This is a genomic window from Rhizobium sp. N122, assembly GCF_002211295.1.
In the GTDB taxonomy this organism is placed as follows: Bacteria; Pseudomonadota; Alphaproteobacteria; order Rhizobiales; family Rhizobiaceae; genus Rhizobium.
Genome location: NZ_LOKU01000011.1, coordinates 65,562 through 78,166 on the forward strand (window position 1 = coordinate 65,562; position 12,605 = coordinate 78,166).

The following is a 12,605-nucleotide window of genomic DNA, read 5'->3' on the forward strand; positions in this document are numbered from 1 at the left end:
ACAGACGCTTTCATGACAAAACGGCATGGTCACGATCAACTCGCAATGCCGTCGGTGCGTGTCGGGTCCGAGCGCAATGTATCGATTTCATAGATCGTCCGCATGACGGTCAGGCGCGCCGTAAACGTCGTCAGAAGGGCAATGACGATCATCGTCGCGAAGATGCCGGCATAACCGAGCACGCCGACGGAGAAGGTGCCGAAGAGCGCGGTCGCCTGGTCCGTTTCCGGAGTGGCCAGCGTGCGGCTCTGCCAGAAGCCGGCGGTGGCGAAGAAGAGAGCCGCAAGGGCGCTGCCGATCGCCGAGCCCTTGAGGCTGATCTTCAGGAAATGCTTCTGGAATTCGGTAGCGACGAAGGAGCTTTCGGCGCCGACGAAATGCAGCACCTCGACGATGTGGCGGTTGCCCGACAGCGCGCCGCGTGTTGCGAAGACGACGGTTAGCACCATCGCCGAGAAGACCAAGAGCAGGATGCCGGTGCCGATCATGACGGTGGTGTGCGCCATGGACACCAGCCGGTCGACCCAGGTGCGGTGATCGTCGAGGGTGGCCTGCGGGATGCTGTCTTTCAGCAGGGCCCGCATGGAATCGAAATCCGGTGGATTGCTCTCGTCGATGGTGATGATGACGAGGCGGGGAACGGGCAGGTCCTTGAGATCGAGACCGGGACCGAGCCAGGGTTCGAGCAGACGGGCGGTGGCGGCCTCATCGACGATCTGGCCGCTCTTGGTGCCGACGAAGGTCAGCGCCAGGTCGCGCGCCTGGGTCAGCGCCTTTTCCATGTCGAGATTGTCGTCCGGCTTGATCTGGATGGTGATCTCGCGGGAGATCTGGCTCTCCCAGCTTGCCGCCGTCGAGCGCACCATGCTGACGCCGCCGAGCGTCAGGCAGGCGAGAAAGGCCATGATCGATATCACTACCATCAAGGCGTTGCCCTGGATGTTGGACGGCGGCAGAATCGGCGCGGTCGGGCGCACGCGCATTTCCGGCCGCTTCTGCTCCGCCTTGCCAGGCGCCTTGTCCGGATTTCTGGATGAGGGCTCAGTCATAGATATCGAGATGCCCTCCCGAGAGGATCATGCGGCGGGCTTCGACCTGTTCCATCAGCGCCAGGTCATGCGTGGCGATCACAACGGCGGTGCCGAGGCGGTTCAGCTCAAGGAAAAGATTGAGCAGGCGCTTGGCCATCGGCGGGTCGACATTGCCTGTCGGTTCGTCGGCAAGCAGCACCTCCGGCCGGTCCATCAGCGCCCGGGCGATCGCGGCGCGCTGTTTCTCGCCGCCGGAGAGCACCGGCGGCAGCACGTTGATACGTTCGCCGAGGCCGACCCATTTCAACAGTTCCAGGACGTCGGTCTTGTAGGAGCTCTCGTCCTTGCCGCGTACGCGTAGGGGCAAAGCGACATTCTCATAGGTCGTCAGATGATCGAGAAGGCGGAAATCCTGGAAGACGATGCCGACGCGGCGGCGCAGCAGCGGCAGTTCGGGGCGCGGGATTTCGGAAATATCGCGCCCGAACATGCGGATCAGGCCGCGCGTCGGCTGCAGCGACATGAACAGCAGCCGCAGAAGCGAGGTCTTGCCGGCCCCCGATGGGCCCGTCAGGAACTGAAAGGATTTCTTCGGAATGTCGAAGGTCAGGTCCCGGAGGATTTCCGGGCCCATGCCATAACGCAAACCGACATTCTCGAAGTGGATCAACGGGCAGCTCAGTCTGTTGTGGGTTTCACCGCGTGACTTGTTAACCAACACCGTTAACAGCCGGTAAATTTTGCCGGAAAGACGCCCGATTGATGGCGGTCTTTGCGAAGCATTAACCATTAAAATTTACGACTGAGCAGGATTCGTTTCAATGCCAGATTTCCTCTGGCAGCGAAACCATGTGGACATCTGCGAGGCAGCCACCATGGAAGCATCCTCCTTCAGCCGGACGCCGGGCCAGGCCTATGATTTCCTGCCGCCGGAACCTGCCGCCCGCCAGTACCGCGCGGCGCGTCCCGCCGATATTTCCGACGCCGAATTCGTGACGCTCGGCAAAGCCCGACCGAAGGAATTTACGGCAAGGACCTATAACGACAACCGCAGGCGCGCGGCTGGCGCTCACGCGGCACAGGCCCTGCCGACACCCACGATGGCAACCGTTCTGCGCGAGCTGGAATCCTTCCTGCAGCGCGCTTCGATGCGGAGCTTCGCAGGCTTGGTGCTGGCGCTCGCCGTGCTCGTCTTCGGGCTTGCGGGCGGCTTTTCCGGCCTTTCCGCCGCGCCGGCCTATTCCGGAGCGCCGCTGCATTTTACCCATGTGACGGTGGCACCGCGCGACGCGAACGGCATGCGCGTGCTTGATATCAACGGCATCATCGAAAACGACAGCGGCACGACGCAGACGGTGCAACCGATCCGCGCCGATCTCGTCACCGACGAGCGGCTGACCGCCAGCATCGTCATCAATCCGCCCTCCGATGTCATCTATGGCGGCCAGAGCCGGGGCTTCTCGGCGCGTGTGCAACATGCCGGCGGAAAACTGCCGGAGGTGCGGCTCTCGTTCCTGCCGTAGAGAGTGATTTGAAACGGAATGGCTGACTTTCCTGCCGCAGGTCGCGCCAATCCGGTTAATTTCATGGCTGGCGAGGCTGTTTCAGGCTCGCATATGTGCTAACGGCTTACCCTTCTTTTCATGGAGCAAGCCCTTATGCCTGTCGTGCGCGGAAAAAATATCGAGCCGCTCTTCACTGCCGAGCAGATCGCCGAGCGCAATCATGCGATGGCGCGGGAGATCGCCAACGGCCCGACCAAGGACCTGCTCGTCATTGCCGTGCTCAAGGGGTCGTTCATCTTCGCCGCCGACCTGATCCGCGCCCTGCACGATAGCGGCCTTGCGCCGGAGGTCGAGTTCATCACGCTGTCGAGCTATGGCATCGGCACGGTTTCGCAGGGCGTGCGCATCGTCAAGGATATCGATAGCGACGTGCACGGCCGCGACGTCCTGTTGATCGACGATATCCTCGAATCCGGCCGGACGCTGCTCTTTGCCAAGGAATTGCTGTTCGAGCGCGGCGCGCGCAACGTCACCATCGCCGTGCTGCTCGACAAGCGCGTCAAGCGCAAGGAAAAGCTGGAGGCCGATTATGTCGGCTTCGAATGCCCCGACTATTTCGTCGTCGGCTATGGCATGGACGTCGCCTACGCCTTCCGCGAACTGCCCTTCGTCGGCGTGGTGACCGGCGACGCCTGAGCTGCTGCATCATGGCAGAGGCCGCCTCGCCATTCGAGACGGCTTGTTAACCATCCCATCCATCGCTTCTCCATCTTTACCGATCGAAAAGGAAAGTCTGGTGATTTCCGTCGCGGGGCTGAAGACGGAGCAATGCACATATGGCAAGAATTCTGATTACGGAAGACGAGGACTCCCTGCGGTCTTTCGTAGCCCGGGCGCTCAGGCTCGACGGTCACGAGACCGATGAAGCGGCCGATGGCGCCGAGGGACTGGAGAAGCTCAAGGACGGGGCCTACGACCTGCTGCTTTCGGATATCCGTATGCCCGTGATGGATGGGATCGAACTCGCCCATCAGGCAAAAGACGCCTTTCCCGGCCTGAAGATCCTGCTGATGACCGGCTATGCCGAACAGCGCGAACGGGCCGACGATCTTGCCGAAAAGATCATCGACGTCGTCGCCAAACCTTTTGCACTTCCCGATATCCGCAAGGCGGTCGCCAGAGCGCTCGTCGCTTGAAGCATGACGAGGAAACGCCTGAGCCTGTCTCGGGCGACGTCATGCACAGTTTTGCGTGACACTGGCTTAGCGCGCCGCCGCTCCACTCTACGGCGGCGTAAGGCCTACTGAATATCCAGCAACCGTTCGAGATACCGCCGCTCCATTTCCTGCGGCGGATTGTTGCCGAGCTTTTCGCGGATCGCGTCGAGGATTTCCCGGGCGCGCTGAACGTCGATCTCGTCGGGAACCTTCACGCTGTTGTCGCCGAAATCCGGCCCCCGGGTCCGGCGTAGCCGGCCGAGCGGGTCGCGGCCGGTCTGATCGCCCTGGCCCACCTGGCCGTTCGGACCTTGACCCTGCTGGCCTTGTTGGGCCTGCATCATCTGGTTCATCATGTCGCGGGCGCCCTGACGAAGCGCTTCGAGCGCCCGGCCCTGGCCCTCGACGGCCTGCTGGCCGCGGCCCTGGCCGAGTTCGCGGCCGGCACCTTCCATCTCGCGTTGCGCCTGGCCGAAGCCGGGACCAGGCTTCATGCCCAACTCGCCGAGGCTCTTCTGCAATTCGCCGAGCTGTTTGCCGAGCGCATCCTGCTGGGCGCGCAGCTGTTTCAATGCCTCGCGCAACTGCTCGGCGGTCATCTGGTCGGAGGGCTGCTGGCCGTCCTTGCCTTGCTGGCCCTGCTGCTGATCCTGCGGCTCGCCGTTTTCTCCGGGATTCATCTCGTCGAGCAGCGGATCGTTCTCGCCCATGTCGGGTTCGCCGCGCTGCATGCGGTCCCTGAGCTGCTGGTCGAGACGGAAGGTCTGTTCCATCAGCTTCTGCTGGTCGCGCAGGATCTCGCCGAGTTTGTCGATCTGCTTGCGGGCCTCGCTGTTTTCCTGGTTCTGCTGGCCGCGCTGCGGCCTGCCGGCCTGCAGGTTGTTCATCATGCGCTGCAATTCCGACAGCATCTGCTGGGCTGCGTCGCGATTGCCGGAGCGGGCGAGATTCTCGATCTGGTCCATCATCCGTTCCAGATCCTGCTGGCGCAGAATGTTCTGGGCGTTCTGGTTCGGCTGCATCGGCGCGTTCTGCATGCGTTGGGCAAGCTCGGTCATATAGTCCTGCATCGCCTTGCGCAGCTCATCCATCAGCTTCTTGATTTCCTCGTCCGGCGCGTTGCGGTCCAAGGCGTCGGCAAGTTTCTGCTGGGCCTCGCGCAGCTTGCGCTCGGCAAGCGAAAGATCGCCGTCCTCCATGCCGAGAGCGATCTCCCACAGATATTGAGCCGTATCCTTCAGCGCTTCGTCGCCTTTTGCGAGCTTCATACGCGTCAAGGCGGATTCCAGCAGCAGATAGTTGGTGAGCTTGGGGATGGTCTCCTCGGGACGGATGGTCAGCGCCTCGTTCAGCCCGATCGCCTGCGGCATTTTGCGGGTGTCGAGCGCGAAAACCTGCCGTTCCTCGGCGACGGCCGCGGCGAGCGGCTCGTTGAAGGGCCGCGATGGCAGGATCATGTCGTGCGGCGGGCTGCGGCCGGTCTGGCCGGCGGCATCCTTGGCGACCAGCGTCACGCGCACGCGCTTGCCGGCAAGCGGATGTTCGGTCAGGTTGCGGCTGGTGACGCCCTTGGCGTCGCGGGCGTTGCGGCGGGGAATATCCAGCCGGTATTCCGGCAAGGGATAGAGCGGCGTCGCCGCCGGATCGTTTTCCAGGGGAACGATCTCCGCATGCGCCTCCTGGACGCCGTAATCGTCCTTGACGGTGAAGCCGATTTCAAGCGCGCCGTTGACGCTGGGCTTCGGCAATCCGTCGAAGGCGATCTCCGGCGCCTTGTCCGGGAGGATGTTAAAGCTCCAGCGGCGGCCGTTGACTTCGAGGGCGCCACTCTCTTCGAGCTTCATCACATGCGTCTGCGCGACAAGTGCCTGGCTGGCGGGCGCCTGGCCGGTGGGCGCCTCGCCGGCCGGGGCCGTCTTCGGCTGCTCGCCGCCTGCTGCTGCCGCCTGCTGCGGCTTGGAGTCCGCCTGCACGGCAATATCCTGCGCCTGGCCGTTCGCCTTGCGGAACACGACCTTTTCGGCGGTCTTGCCGCCGCTGACACGAACGGTGAGGCCCGAAAACTGCGGAATGCCGATCGGCGCCTGCTCGCTGCCGTCGGCGGTCAGGTAGACCGGGGCGCGGCCGGTATAGGCGGGCGGCGTCACCCAGGCGTCGATGCGCACCGCGGGATCGACCGTCACCTGCTCGGGTGCCGCCTGAAACGCGTCACCGAGCGAGCCGCCGTTGATGGACAACGAATAGGCAAAGGCGGTGACCAGCAGCAGCGCCGGCACGGCGCGCAGCGCAAAACGGTCATGCGCGGCGATATCCGGCCGCGGCAGCCCGGCATCGAGGGCTGCGATCTTTTCGGCCATGCGGGTCTGGTGTTCGCGCCAGAGCGCCTGGGCGAAAGGCGTATCGAAGGCCGGCTCGTCTTCCTGGACGGTGACCGGCTGGTGCGACAGGCCGTTGCGCTCTTCCAGCATGCGGTCGGCTTCGGCGACGCCGGGCCAGCGCAGGCCGCGCAAGGGCAGGAGCGAGACGAGAACAGCGGCGGCAAAGGCGATCAAAAGCAGGATGCGCAGCCAGTCCGGTACGCTGCGGAAGACCCCGAACCAGGAGGCTGAGAGATAAAGGGCGATGACGGCCAGGACCGGCATCAAGGGCGGAAGCAACTGCTCGAAAAACAGCACCACACGCGCCAGCAGACGTTTTGTCGTCACCAGCCGGGCAAGCGAGGGGCGGAGCGCAAACGCACCTTTCCTCTGCCTTGAGGGGCTTGTCATCGATCCGGTCTCCGCGATCTGGCGTTTTGGAACAGAGGGCGCTTCCGGCGATTGCAGGGCAATACGCTCATCATTGACAAGGATAACACTCTTTGTGGCGAAGGCGAGGGCGAGCGGCCGGCAATACCGGCTTTTCACATTAATTCGCCAAAAAGTGATGGCTGCTTAGTCGAGCCAGGCGGGAACCGAGTCGAGGCCGATCAGCTCCGCATAGGTTCTGCGCGGGCGAATCGTATGGAAATCGCTGCCTTTGACCAGGACCTCGGGCACCAGCAGCCGGCTGTTATAGGTGCCGGCCTGCACCGCGCCATAGGCGCCGGCCGTGCTGACGGCCAGCAGGTCGCCGGGCTTCGGCATCGCCATCTCGCGGTCGAGTGCCAGGTAATCGCCGGTCTCGCACACGGGGCCGACCACGTCGGCGCGGATGCGCGGGGCGTTCGCCGCCGAAATCGTCACCGGCCGGATCTCGTGATAGGCCTCATAAAGGGTCGGGCGGATCAGATCGTTCATCGCGCCGTCGACGATGACGAAGGTCTTCTCGCCGCCATCCTTCACATAGAGGACTTCGGTCACCAGGATACCGGCATTGCCGACGATCAGGCGGCCGGGCTCGGTGATGATCTTGCAGTTGAGGCCGCGCAACTGGTTCTTGACGATCGCCGCATAGGCGTCGGGCAGCGGCGGCGGATTGTTGTCGTCCTTATAGGGGATGCCGAGGCCGCCGCCGATATCGACGTGATCGATGGTGTGGCCGTCGGCACGCAGCGTCGCGACAAGATCATGCAGCAGCCTGAAGGCGTCGTCGAAGGGCTGCAATTCGGTGATCTGGCTGCCGATATGCATGTCGATGCCGGTGACCTCGATGCCCGGCAGCCTGGCGGCATGGGCATAGATGGCGCGGGCACGCTCCCAGGAGATGCCGAATTTGTTTTCCTTCTTGCCGGTCGAGATCTTCGAATGGGTCTTTGCATCGACATCGGGGTTGATGCGGAAGGAGACCGGCGCTTTCTTGCCCGCGCTGACGGCTCGCTGGTTGAGGATTTCAAGCTCGGGCTCGGATTCGACATTGAAGCAGTAGATGCCGGCCTCGAGAGCGAAATCCATCTCCTGAGGCGTCTTGCCGACACCTGAAAACATGATGCGGCTGGCCGGAATGCCGGCGGCGAGCGCGCGCCGCAGTTCGCCTTCTGAGACGACGTCGATGCCGGCGCCGAGGCGGCCGAGCGTCTTCAGCACCGCCTGGTTCGAATTCGCCTTCATCGCGTAGCAGACCATGGAGTCCATATCGGCGAAGGCTTCGGAGAAGACCCGGTAATGGCGCTCCAGCGTTGCAGTGGAATAGACATAGAAGGGTGTTCCGACCGCCTTGGCGATCTCGGGAACGGGGACGTTTTCGGCATGCAGGACGCCGTCGCGGTACTCGAAATGGTTCACGGGCTTATGCCTTAAAGAAGGGGGTCGAGAAGGAAGGGCTTGTCGACGGTTCCCGGCTGTTTCGTCGGTTTGGAAACGTCACCTTCCTTGGTTGCCGCAGCACTCGGCGGATCGAGATCGCCCTTGCGCCCGCACCCGGCAACGGCAAGGCCGATGACGGCGATGACCGCCGTCAGGCGGATGAGGTGCGGCAAGCTCTTCTGCATGGATATCCTCTTCGGCGGCATTGCGATGGACATTGTCATAGCGAAGTTTATCCGCCTTGTGCACCCTGATTGTTGGACGGTCTTGCCGCCTATGCGGCAAGGCCGCGGCGGCTTATGCCGCCTGATATCTCTCAGTTTCGGGCGCGCCAGAAGGCGATCTGCCGGCGTACTTCGGAGGGTGCGGTGCCGCCGAAGCTCTTGCGGCTGGCGACCGAGGCTTCGACCGTCAGCACGTCATAGACCTTGTCGGTGATATCAGGATGGATCGCCTGCAGGTCGGCGAGCGGCAGTTCCGCAAGATCGCAGCCCTTGCTTTCGGCAAGCGCCACGGCCCGGCCGGTGACGTGATGGGCATCGCGGAAGGGCAGGCCGGCTTCGCGCACCAGCCAGTCGGCAAGGTCGGTCGCCGTCGAGAAGCCGGAGCCGGCCGCCGCCTTCATGCGTGCGGTGTTGACGGTCAGGTCGCGCACCATGCCGGTCATGGCGGCGATCGCCAGTTCCAGGCTCTCGGCCGCGTCGAAGACCTGTTCCTTGTCTTCCTGCATGTCCTTGGAATAGGCGAGCGGCAGACCCTTCATGATCGTCAAAAGGGCTACCAGCGAACCGTTGATGCGACCGGTCTTGGCGCGCACCAGCTCGGCGGCATCCGGGTTCTTCTTCTGCGGCATGATCGACGAGCCGGTCGAGAAGGCGTCGGAGAGGCGCACGAAGCCGAATTGCGGGGTCGACCAGATGACGATCTCTTCGGCCAGGCGCGACAGGTGCATGCCGGTGATTGCGGCGATCGACAGAAATTCGATAGCGAAGTCGCGGTCTGAGACGGTGTCGATGGAGTTGCGGGTCGGTTCGCGGAAACCGAGCGCCTTGGCGGTCATATGGCGGTCGATCGGATAACCGGTGCCGGCAAGGGCAGCCGCGCCGATCGGGCTTTCGTCCAGATGTTCGATGGCGTGGCGCACGCGCGAGCGGTCGCGGCCGAACATTTCGACATAGGCCATGCAGTGATGGCCGAAGGTGACGGGTTGGGCGGTCTGCAGATGGGTGAAGCCCGGCATGACGCTTTCGGCATGTTCTTCGGCGCGGTCGAGGAAGGCGGCGATCAGGCCGGTCAGCATCTTCTCGGTCTTCTCAAGCTCTTCCTTCACCCAGAGGCGGAAGTCGAGCGCCACCTGGTCGTTGCGCGAGCGAGCGGTGTGCAGCCGGCCGGCCGCCGGTCCGATCAGCGTCGCCAGCCGTGCCTCGATGTTCATATGGATGTCTTCGAGCCGACGCGAGAATTCGAAATTGCCGCTTTCGATTTCTGACAGGATCGTGTTTAGCCCGTGAACGATCTTGTCCTTATCGTCGGGTGAAATGATCCCCTGATGGGCGAGCATCGTCGCATGGGCGACCGAACCGCGGATATCCTGCGCGAATAGCTTCTTGTCGAAACCGATCGAGGCATTTATCTCCTCCATGATCGCGTCCGGGCCGGAGGCGAAACGCCCGCCCCACATCTGATTGGAGGATTTGGTGTCCGTGTTGCTCTCGGCCATGGATGCCCGTCCTGGAGAATGAAATGACGACGAAAAAACCCTTCGGTCTGCCGTCCGTAAAACTGATCGCAATTGCCGCCGTTACAGGCGTTGTTGCCGGTGCGGCAGCGGTATACGTGAAGGAGACGGGGATTGGCAATGGCATCGGCGATACGGCGTCAGTCGAATGCCCGCTGGCCAGGGAACGCTCCGCCAATCTGACGCCGCTGATGAAGGGGCAGGTTGCCGCGATGGTCGCCGCCAATGAGCCGCGCAAGCTGACCGGGGTGTCCTTCAACGGCCCTGACGGCAAACCGCTGACGCTCGACCATTTCGCCGGCAAGACCGTGCTGCTCAATCTCTGGGCGACGTGGTGCGTGCCCTGCCGCGAGGAGATGCCGGCGCTGAACGCACTGGAAAAGCAGATGGGCAGCGACAAGTTCCAGGTCGTGCCGGTCAATATCGATACGGGGGACGACGAGAAGCCGAAGACTTTCCTCGCCGAGACCGGCGTCGATGCGCTGCAGCTTTATCGCGACAATACGATCGGCGTCTTCAATAGCCTGAAGAAGCAAGGTCTTGCCTTCGGTCTGCCGGTGACGCTGCTGCTCGACGACAAGGGCTGCCTGATCTCCGCCATGAACGGACCCGCTGCCTGGGACAGCGAAGACGCCAAGAGTTTGATCAAGGGTGCGATCGGATCGTAAGGATATCAGTCAGGAGTCGCCATCTCCTCTCATCAGGAAAACGCCGGCAATTCCGATAAGGACGCAGCATTGCAGCAGGAACATCGGAGTTTCAGTCGACATGGCGTTTCCTCCCATTCACGGCAAGGAAAGCATTTCACCGGCGTCCGGTCTATTCGCCCGTTCTGATGAGGCCTGCTTACTTACCGGGTCGGGACCGGCACTTCGCCGCGATAGTCGTAGAAGCCGCGGCCGGATTTGCGTCCGAGCCAGCCGGCTTCGACATATTTCACCAGCAGCGGGCAGGGTCGATATTTCGAGTCCGCCAGGCCGTCATGCAGCACCTGCATGATCGACAGGCAGGTGTCGAGGCCGATGAAATCGGCAAGTTGCAGCGGTCCCATCGGATGGTTGGCGCCGAGCTTCATCGCCGTATCGATGGCGTCGACCGTGCCGACGCCTTCATAGAGCGTGTAGATCGCCTCGTTGATCATCGGCAGCAGGATGCGATTGACGATGAAGGCCGGGAAGTCCTCGGCGACGGTAATGGTTTTTTCCAGCGTGCCGACGAATTCCTTGGCGGCGGAGAAGGTCTTCTCGTCGGTGGCGATGCCGCGCACCAGTTCGACCAGCTTCATCACCGGCACCGGGTTCATGAAATGAATGCCCATGAAGCGTTCGGGGCGGTCGGTGGCGGCAGCAAGCCGGGTGATGGAAAGGGAAGAGGTGTTGGTGGCAAGCAGCGCTTCCGGCTTCAGGACCGGACAGACCTGCGCATAGATCTTGCGCTTGACGCTCTCATCCTCGGTGGCCGCTTCGATGACGAGATCGGACGGGGCGAGATCATTGACGTCGGACGAGCCTGTGATGAGCGACAAGGTCGACTTGCGTTCCTCTTCGGTCATCTTGCCGTTCGTCACCAGACGGGCCAGGTTGCCGTTGATGGTGGCAAGGCCGGACTCGATGCGATCCTGCGAGAGATCGTAGATGTGAACCCTGTAACCTGCGGCGGCCGAAACATGCGCGATGCCGCAGCCCATCTGGCCGGCACCGATAATACCAATATTCTTCAACACCGCATTCATCTCCAAACCCCCGCACGGCATTCGCCCCCGCGCTGCCGCATTTTTTAGCAATACTGCCGGACGAATGATCGCCCGGCAGCAGTAGTAGACCGATAAAAGATAATTTTCCAGTCATTCGCAAGTGCGAAAGAAGAGCATTTGACGCGTTTGAAGCGCGCTGCGCGCTTTCAGATTCGCATCTCGCGCTTTCGGTCTTTGCGCGACGTGCTTAGAGCGCCTTTTCCAGTTCCGGCAGAGCCTCGAACAGATCGGCGACCAGGCCGTAGTCGGCAACCTGGAAGATCGGCGCCTCCTCGTCCTTGTTGATGGCGACGATCACCTTCGAATCCTTCATGCCGGCCAGATGCTGGATCGCTCCGGAGATGCCGGCGGCGATATAAAGCTGCGGCGCGACGACCTTGCCGGTCTGACCGACCTGCCAGTCGTTCGGCGCATAACCGGCGTCGACGGCGGCACGGCTGGCGCCGACGGCAGCCCCGAGCTTGTCGGCAAGCGGCAGGATGACCTCCCGGAACTTCTCCGCCGAGCCGAGTGCCCGGCCGCCGGAAAGGATGATCTTCGCCGACGTCAGTTCCGGACGATCGGAAGCCGACAGCGCATCGCCGACGAAACGCGACAGGCCCGGATTGGAGATTGCCGCGATCGCTTCAACGGCAGCAGAGCCGCCTTCGGTGGCTGAGGCAAACGAGGCGGTGCGCACGGTGATCACCTTCTTGGCATCACTTGCCTGCACCGTCTGGATGGCATTGCCGGCATAGATCGGCCGCTTGAAGGTATCGGCGGAGATCGCCTCGATGATCTCCGAGATCTGGGCGACATCGAGCAGGGCGGCGACCCGCGGCAGCACGTTCTTGCCGACCGAGGTGGCGGCCGAGAGGATGGTGTCGTAGGCACCGGCGAGCGAGACGATCAGGTCGGCGAGCGGCTCGGCCAGATTGTTGGCCAGTTCGTCGCTTTCGGCGAGCAGCACCTTGGAGACACCGGCGAGTTTGGCCGCGGCATCGGCCGCAGCCCTGGCGCCCTTGCCGGCGACGAGAATATGAATATCGGAGCCGATCTGGCTTGCGGCCGTCAGCGCCTTGGCGGTCTGGTCGGAAAGGCTGACATTGTCGTGGTCGGCCAGAAGAAGAATGGTCATGATGGTGTTCTCTCTTTCCTG

Annotated in this window: 12 protein-coding genes; 4 read left to right on the top strand and 8 right to left on the bottom strand. The window is 62.7% G+C overall.

The genetic code is table 11. The features are described 5' to 3' along the window. Nucleotides 1–35: 35 nt before the first annotated feature. Both ATY75_RS10095 and ftsE read right to left on the bottom strand, forming a co-directional pair. A complete protein-coding gene (locus tag ATY75_RS10095; protein ID WP_064840896.1) occupies nt 36–1,049 on the bottom strand; it encodes an ABC transporter permease in 1,014 nt (337 codons plus the stop codon). Further along, nucleotides 1,042–1,701 carry a cell division ATP-binding protein FtsE gene (gene ftsE / locus ATY75_RS10100; RefSeq protein ID WP_003567051.1) on the bottom strand — a complete coding sequence of 220 codons (660 nt, stop codon included), beginning with the start codon at nt 1,699–1,701 and terminating at the stop codon, nt 1,042–1,044. Before ftsE ends, ATY75_RS10095 begins: the two co-directional genes overlap by 8 nt. A 205-nt stretch (nt 1,702–1,906) precedes the next feature. On the opposite strand from ftsE, the gene ATY75_RS10105 reads away from it, so the two are divergent. The 3 genes from ATY75_RS10105 to ATY75_RS10115 all read left to right on the top strand — a co-directional run bounded on the left by ATY75_RS10105 (nt 1,907) and on the right by ATY75_RS10115 (nt 3,732). Then, nucleotides 1,907–2,554 (top strand): hypothetical protein, encoded by a 648-nt coding sequence (locus tag ATY75_RS10105; protein ID WP_088937479.1) that lies wholly within the window; start codon nt 1,907–1,909, stop codon nt 2,552–2,554. Between the two features lie 135 nt (nt 2,555–2,689). Then, nucleotides 2,690–3,232, top strand: a complete 543-nt coding sequence (gene hpt, locus ATY75_RS10110; RefSeq protein ID WP_064840895.1) for a hypoxanthine phosphoribosyltransferase — start codon at nt 2,690–2,692, stop codon at nt 3,230–3,232. A 140-nt stretch (nt 3,233–3,372) separates the two neighbouring features. Beyond that, nucleotides 3,373–3,732, top strand: coding sequence for a response regulator (locus tag ATY75_RS10115; RefSeq protein ID WP_054182490.1), 360 nt, complete (start codon nt 3,373–3,375; stop codon nt 3,730–3,732). A 104-nt stretch (nt 3,733–3,836) separates the two neighbouring features. On the opposite strand, the gene ATY75_RS10120 is transcribed toward ATY75_RS10115, so the two are convergent. The 4 genes from ATY75_RS10120 to argH form a co-directional block, all read right to left on the bottom strand. Beyond that, on the bottom strand, nt 3,837–6,521 hold the full coding sequence (locus ATY75_RS10120) for a TIGR02302 family protein (protein ID WP_088937480.1): 2,685 nt from the start codon (nt 6,519–6,521) through the stop codon (nt 3,837–3,839). A 165-nt stretch (nt 6,522–6,686) separates the two neighbouring features. Further along, nucleotides 6,687–7,955, bottom strand: coding sequence for a diaminopimelate decarboxylase (gene lysA / locus ATY75_RS10125; protein WP_088937435.1), 1,269 nt, complete (start codon nt 7,953–7,955; stop codon nt 6,687–6,689). Between the two features lie 11 nt (nt 7,956–7,966). Then, nucleotides 7,967–8,161, bottom strand: coding sequence for a lipoprotein (locus tag ATY75_RS10130; protein ID WP_004671378.1), 195 nt, complete (start codon nt 8,159–8,161; stop codon nt 7,967–7,969). Nucleotides 8,162–8,292: 131 nt separating this feature from the next. After that, a complete protein-coding gene (argH, locus tag ATY75_RS10135) occupies nt 8,293–9,696 on the bottom strand; it encodes an argininosuccinate lyase (protein ID WP_088937436.1) in 1,404 nt (467 codons plus the stop codon). A gap of 23 nt (nt 9,697–9,719) precedes the next feature. Between argH and ATY75_RS10140 the strand changes: the two genes are divergently transcribed. Beyond that, the gene (locus ATY75_RS10140; RefSeq protein WP_088937481.1) at nt 9,720–10,382 is read left to right on the top strand and encodes a TlpA disulfide reductase family protein; all 663 of its coding nucleotides are present in this window, start codon (nt 9,720–9,722) and stop codon (nt 10,380–10,382) included. A gap of 182 nt (nt 10,383–10,564) precedes the next feature. On the opposite strand, the gene ATY75_RS10145 is transcribed toward ATY75_RS10140, so the two are convergent. Further along, nucleotides 10,565–11,446 (bottom strand): 3-hydroxybutyryl-CoA dehydrogenase, encoded by an 882-nt coding sequence (locus ATY75_RS10145; RefSeq protein WP_064840892.1) that lies wholly within the window; start codon nt 11,444–11,446, stop codon nt 10,565–10,567. 208 nt (nt 11,447–11,654) lie between these two features. Then, nucleotides 11,655–12,584, bottom strand: a complete 930-nt coding sequence (locus tag ATY75_RS10150; RefSeq protein ID WP_088937437.1) for an electron transfer flavoprotein subunit alpha/FixB family protein — start codon at nt 12,582–12,584, stop codon at nt 11,655–11,657. Between the last annotated feature and the right edge of the window lie 21 nt (nt 12,585–12,605).

Coding starts and splice junctions, on each gene's coding strand:
- ATY75_RS10105 (WP_088937479.1), top strand. CDS start 1,907: ATGGAAGCATCCTCCTTCAGCCGGACGCCGGGCCAGGCCTATGATTTC.
- hpt (WP_064840895.1), top strand. CDS start 2,690: ATGCCTGTCGTGCGCGGAAAAAATATCGAGCCGCTCTTCACTGCCGAG.
- ATY75_RS10140 (WP_088937481.1), top strand. CDS start 9,720: ATGACGACGAAAAAACCCTTCGGTCTGCCGTCCGTAAAACTGATCGCA.
- ATY75_RS10150 (WP_088937437.1), bottom strand. CDS start 12,584: ATGACCATTCTTCTTCTGGCCGACCACGACAATGTCAGCCTTTCCGAC.
- ATY75_RS10130 (WP_004671378.1), bottom strand. CDS start 8,161: ATGCAGAAGAGCTTGCCGCACCTCATCCGCCTGACGGCGGTCATCGCC.
- ATY75_RS10095 (WP_064840896.1), bottom strand. CDS start 1,049: ATGACTGAGCCCTCATCCAGAAATCCGGACAAGGCGCCTGGCAAGGCG.
- ATY75_RS10145 (WP_064840892.1), bottom strand. CDS start 11,446: ATGAATGCGGTGTTGAAGAATATTGGTATTATCGGTGCCGGCCAGATG.
- argH (WP_088937436.1), bottom strand. CDS start 9,696: ATGGCCGAGAGCAACACGGACACCAAATCCTCCAATCAGATGTGGGGC.
- ATY75_RS10115 (WP_054182490.1), top strand. CDS start 3,373: ATGGCAAGAATTCTGATTACGGAAGACGAGGACTCCCTGCGGTCTTTC.
- ATY75_RS10120 (WP_088937480.1), bottom strand. CDS start 6,521: ATGACAAGCCCCTCAAGGCAGAGGAAAGGTGCGTTTGCGCTCCGCCCC.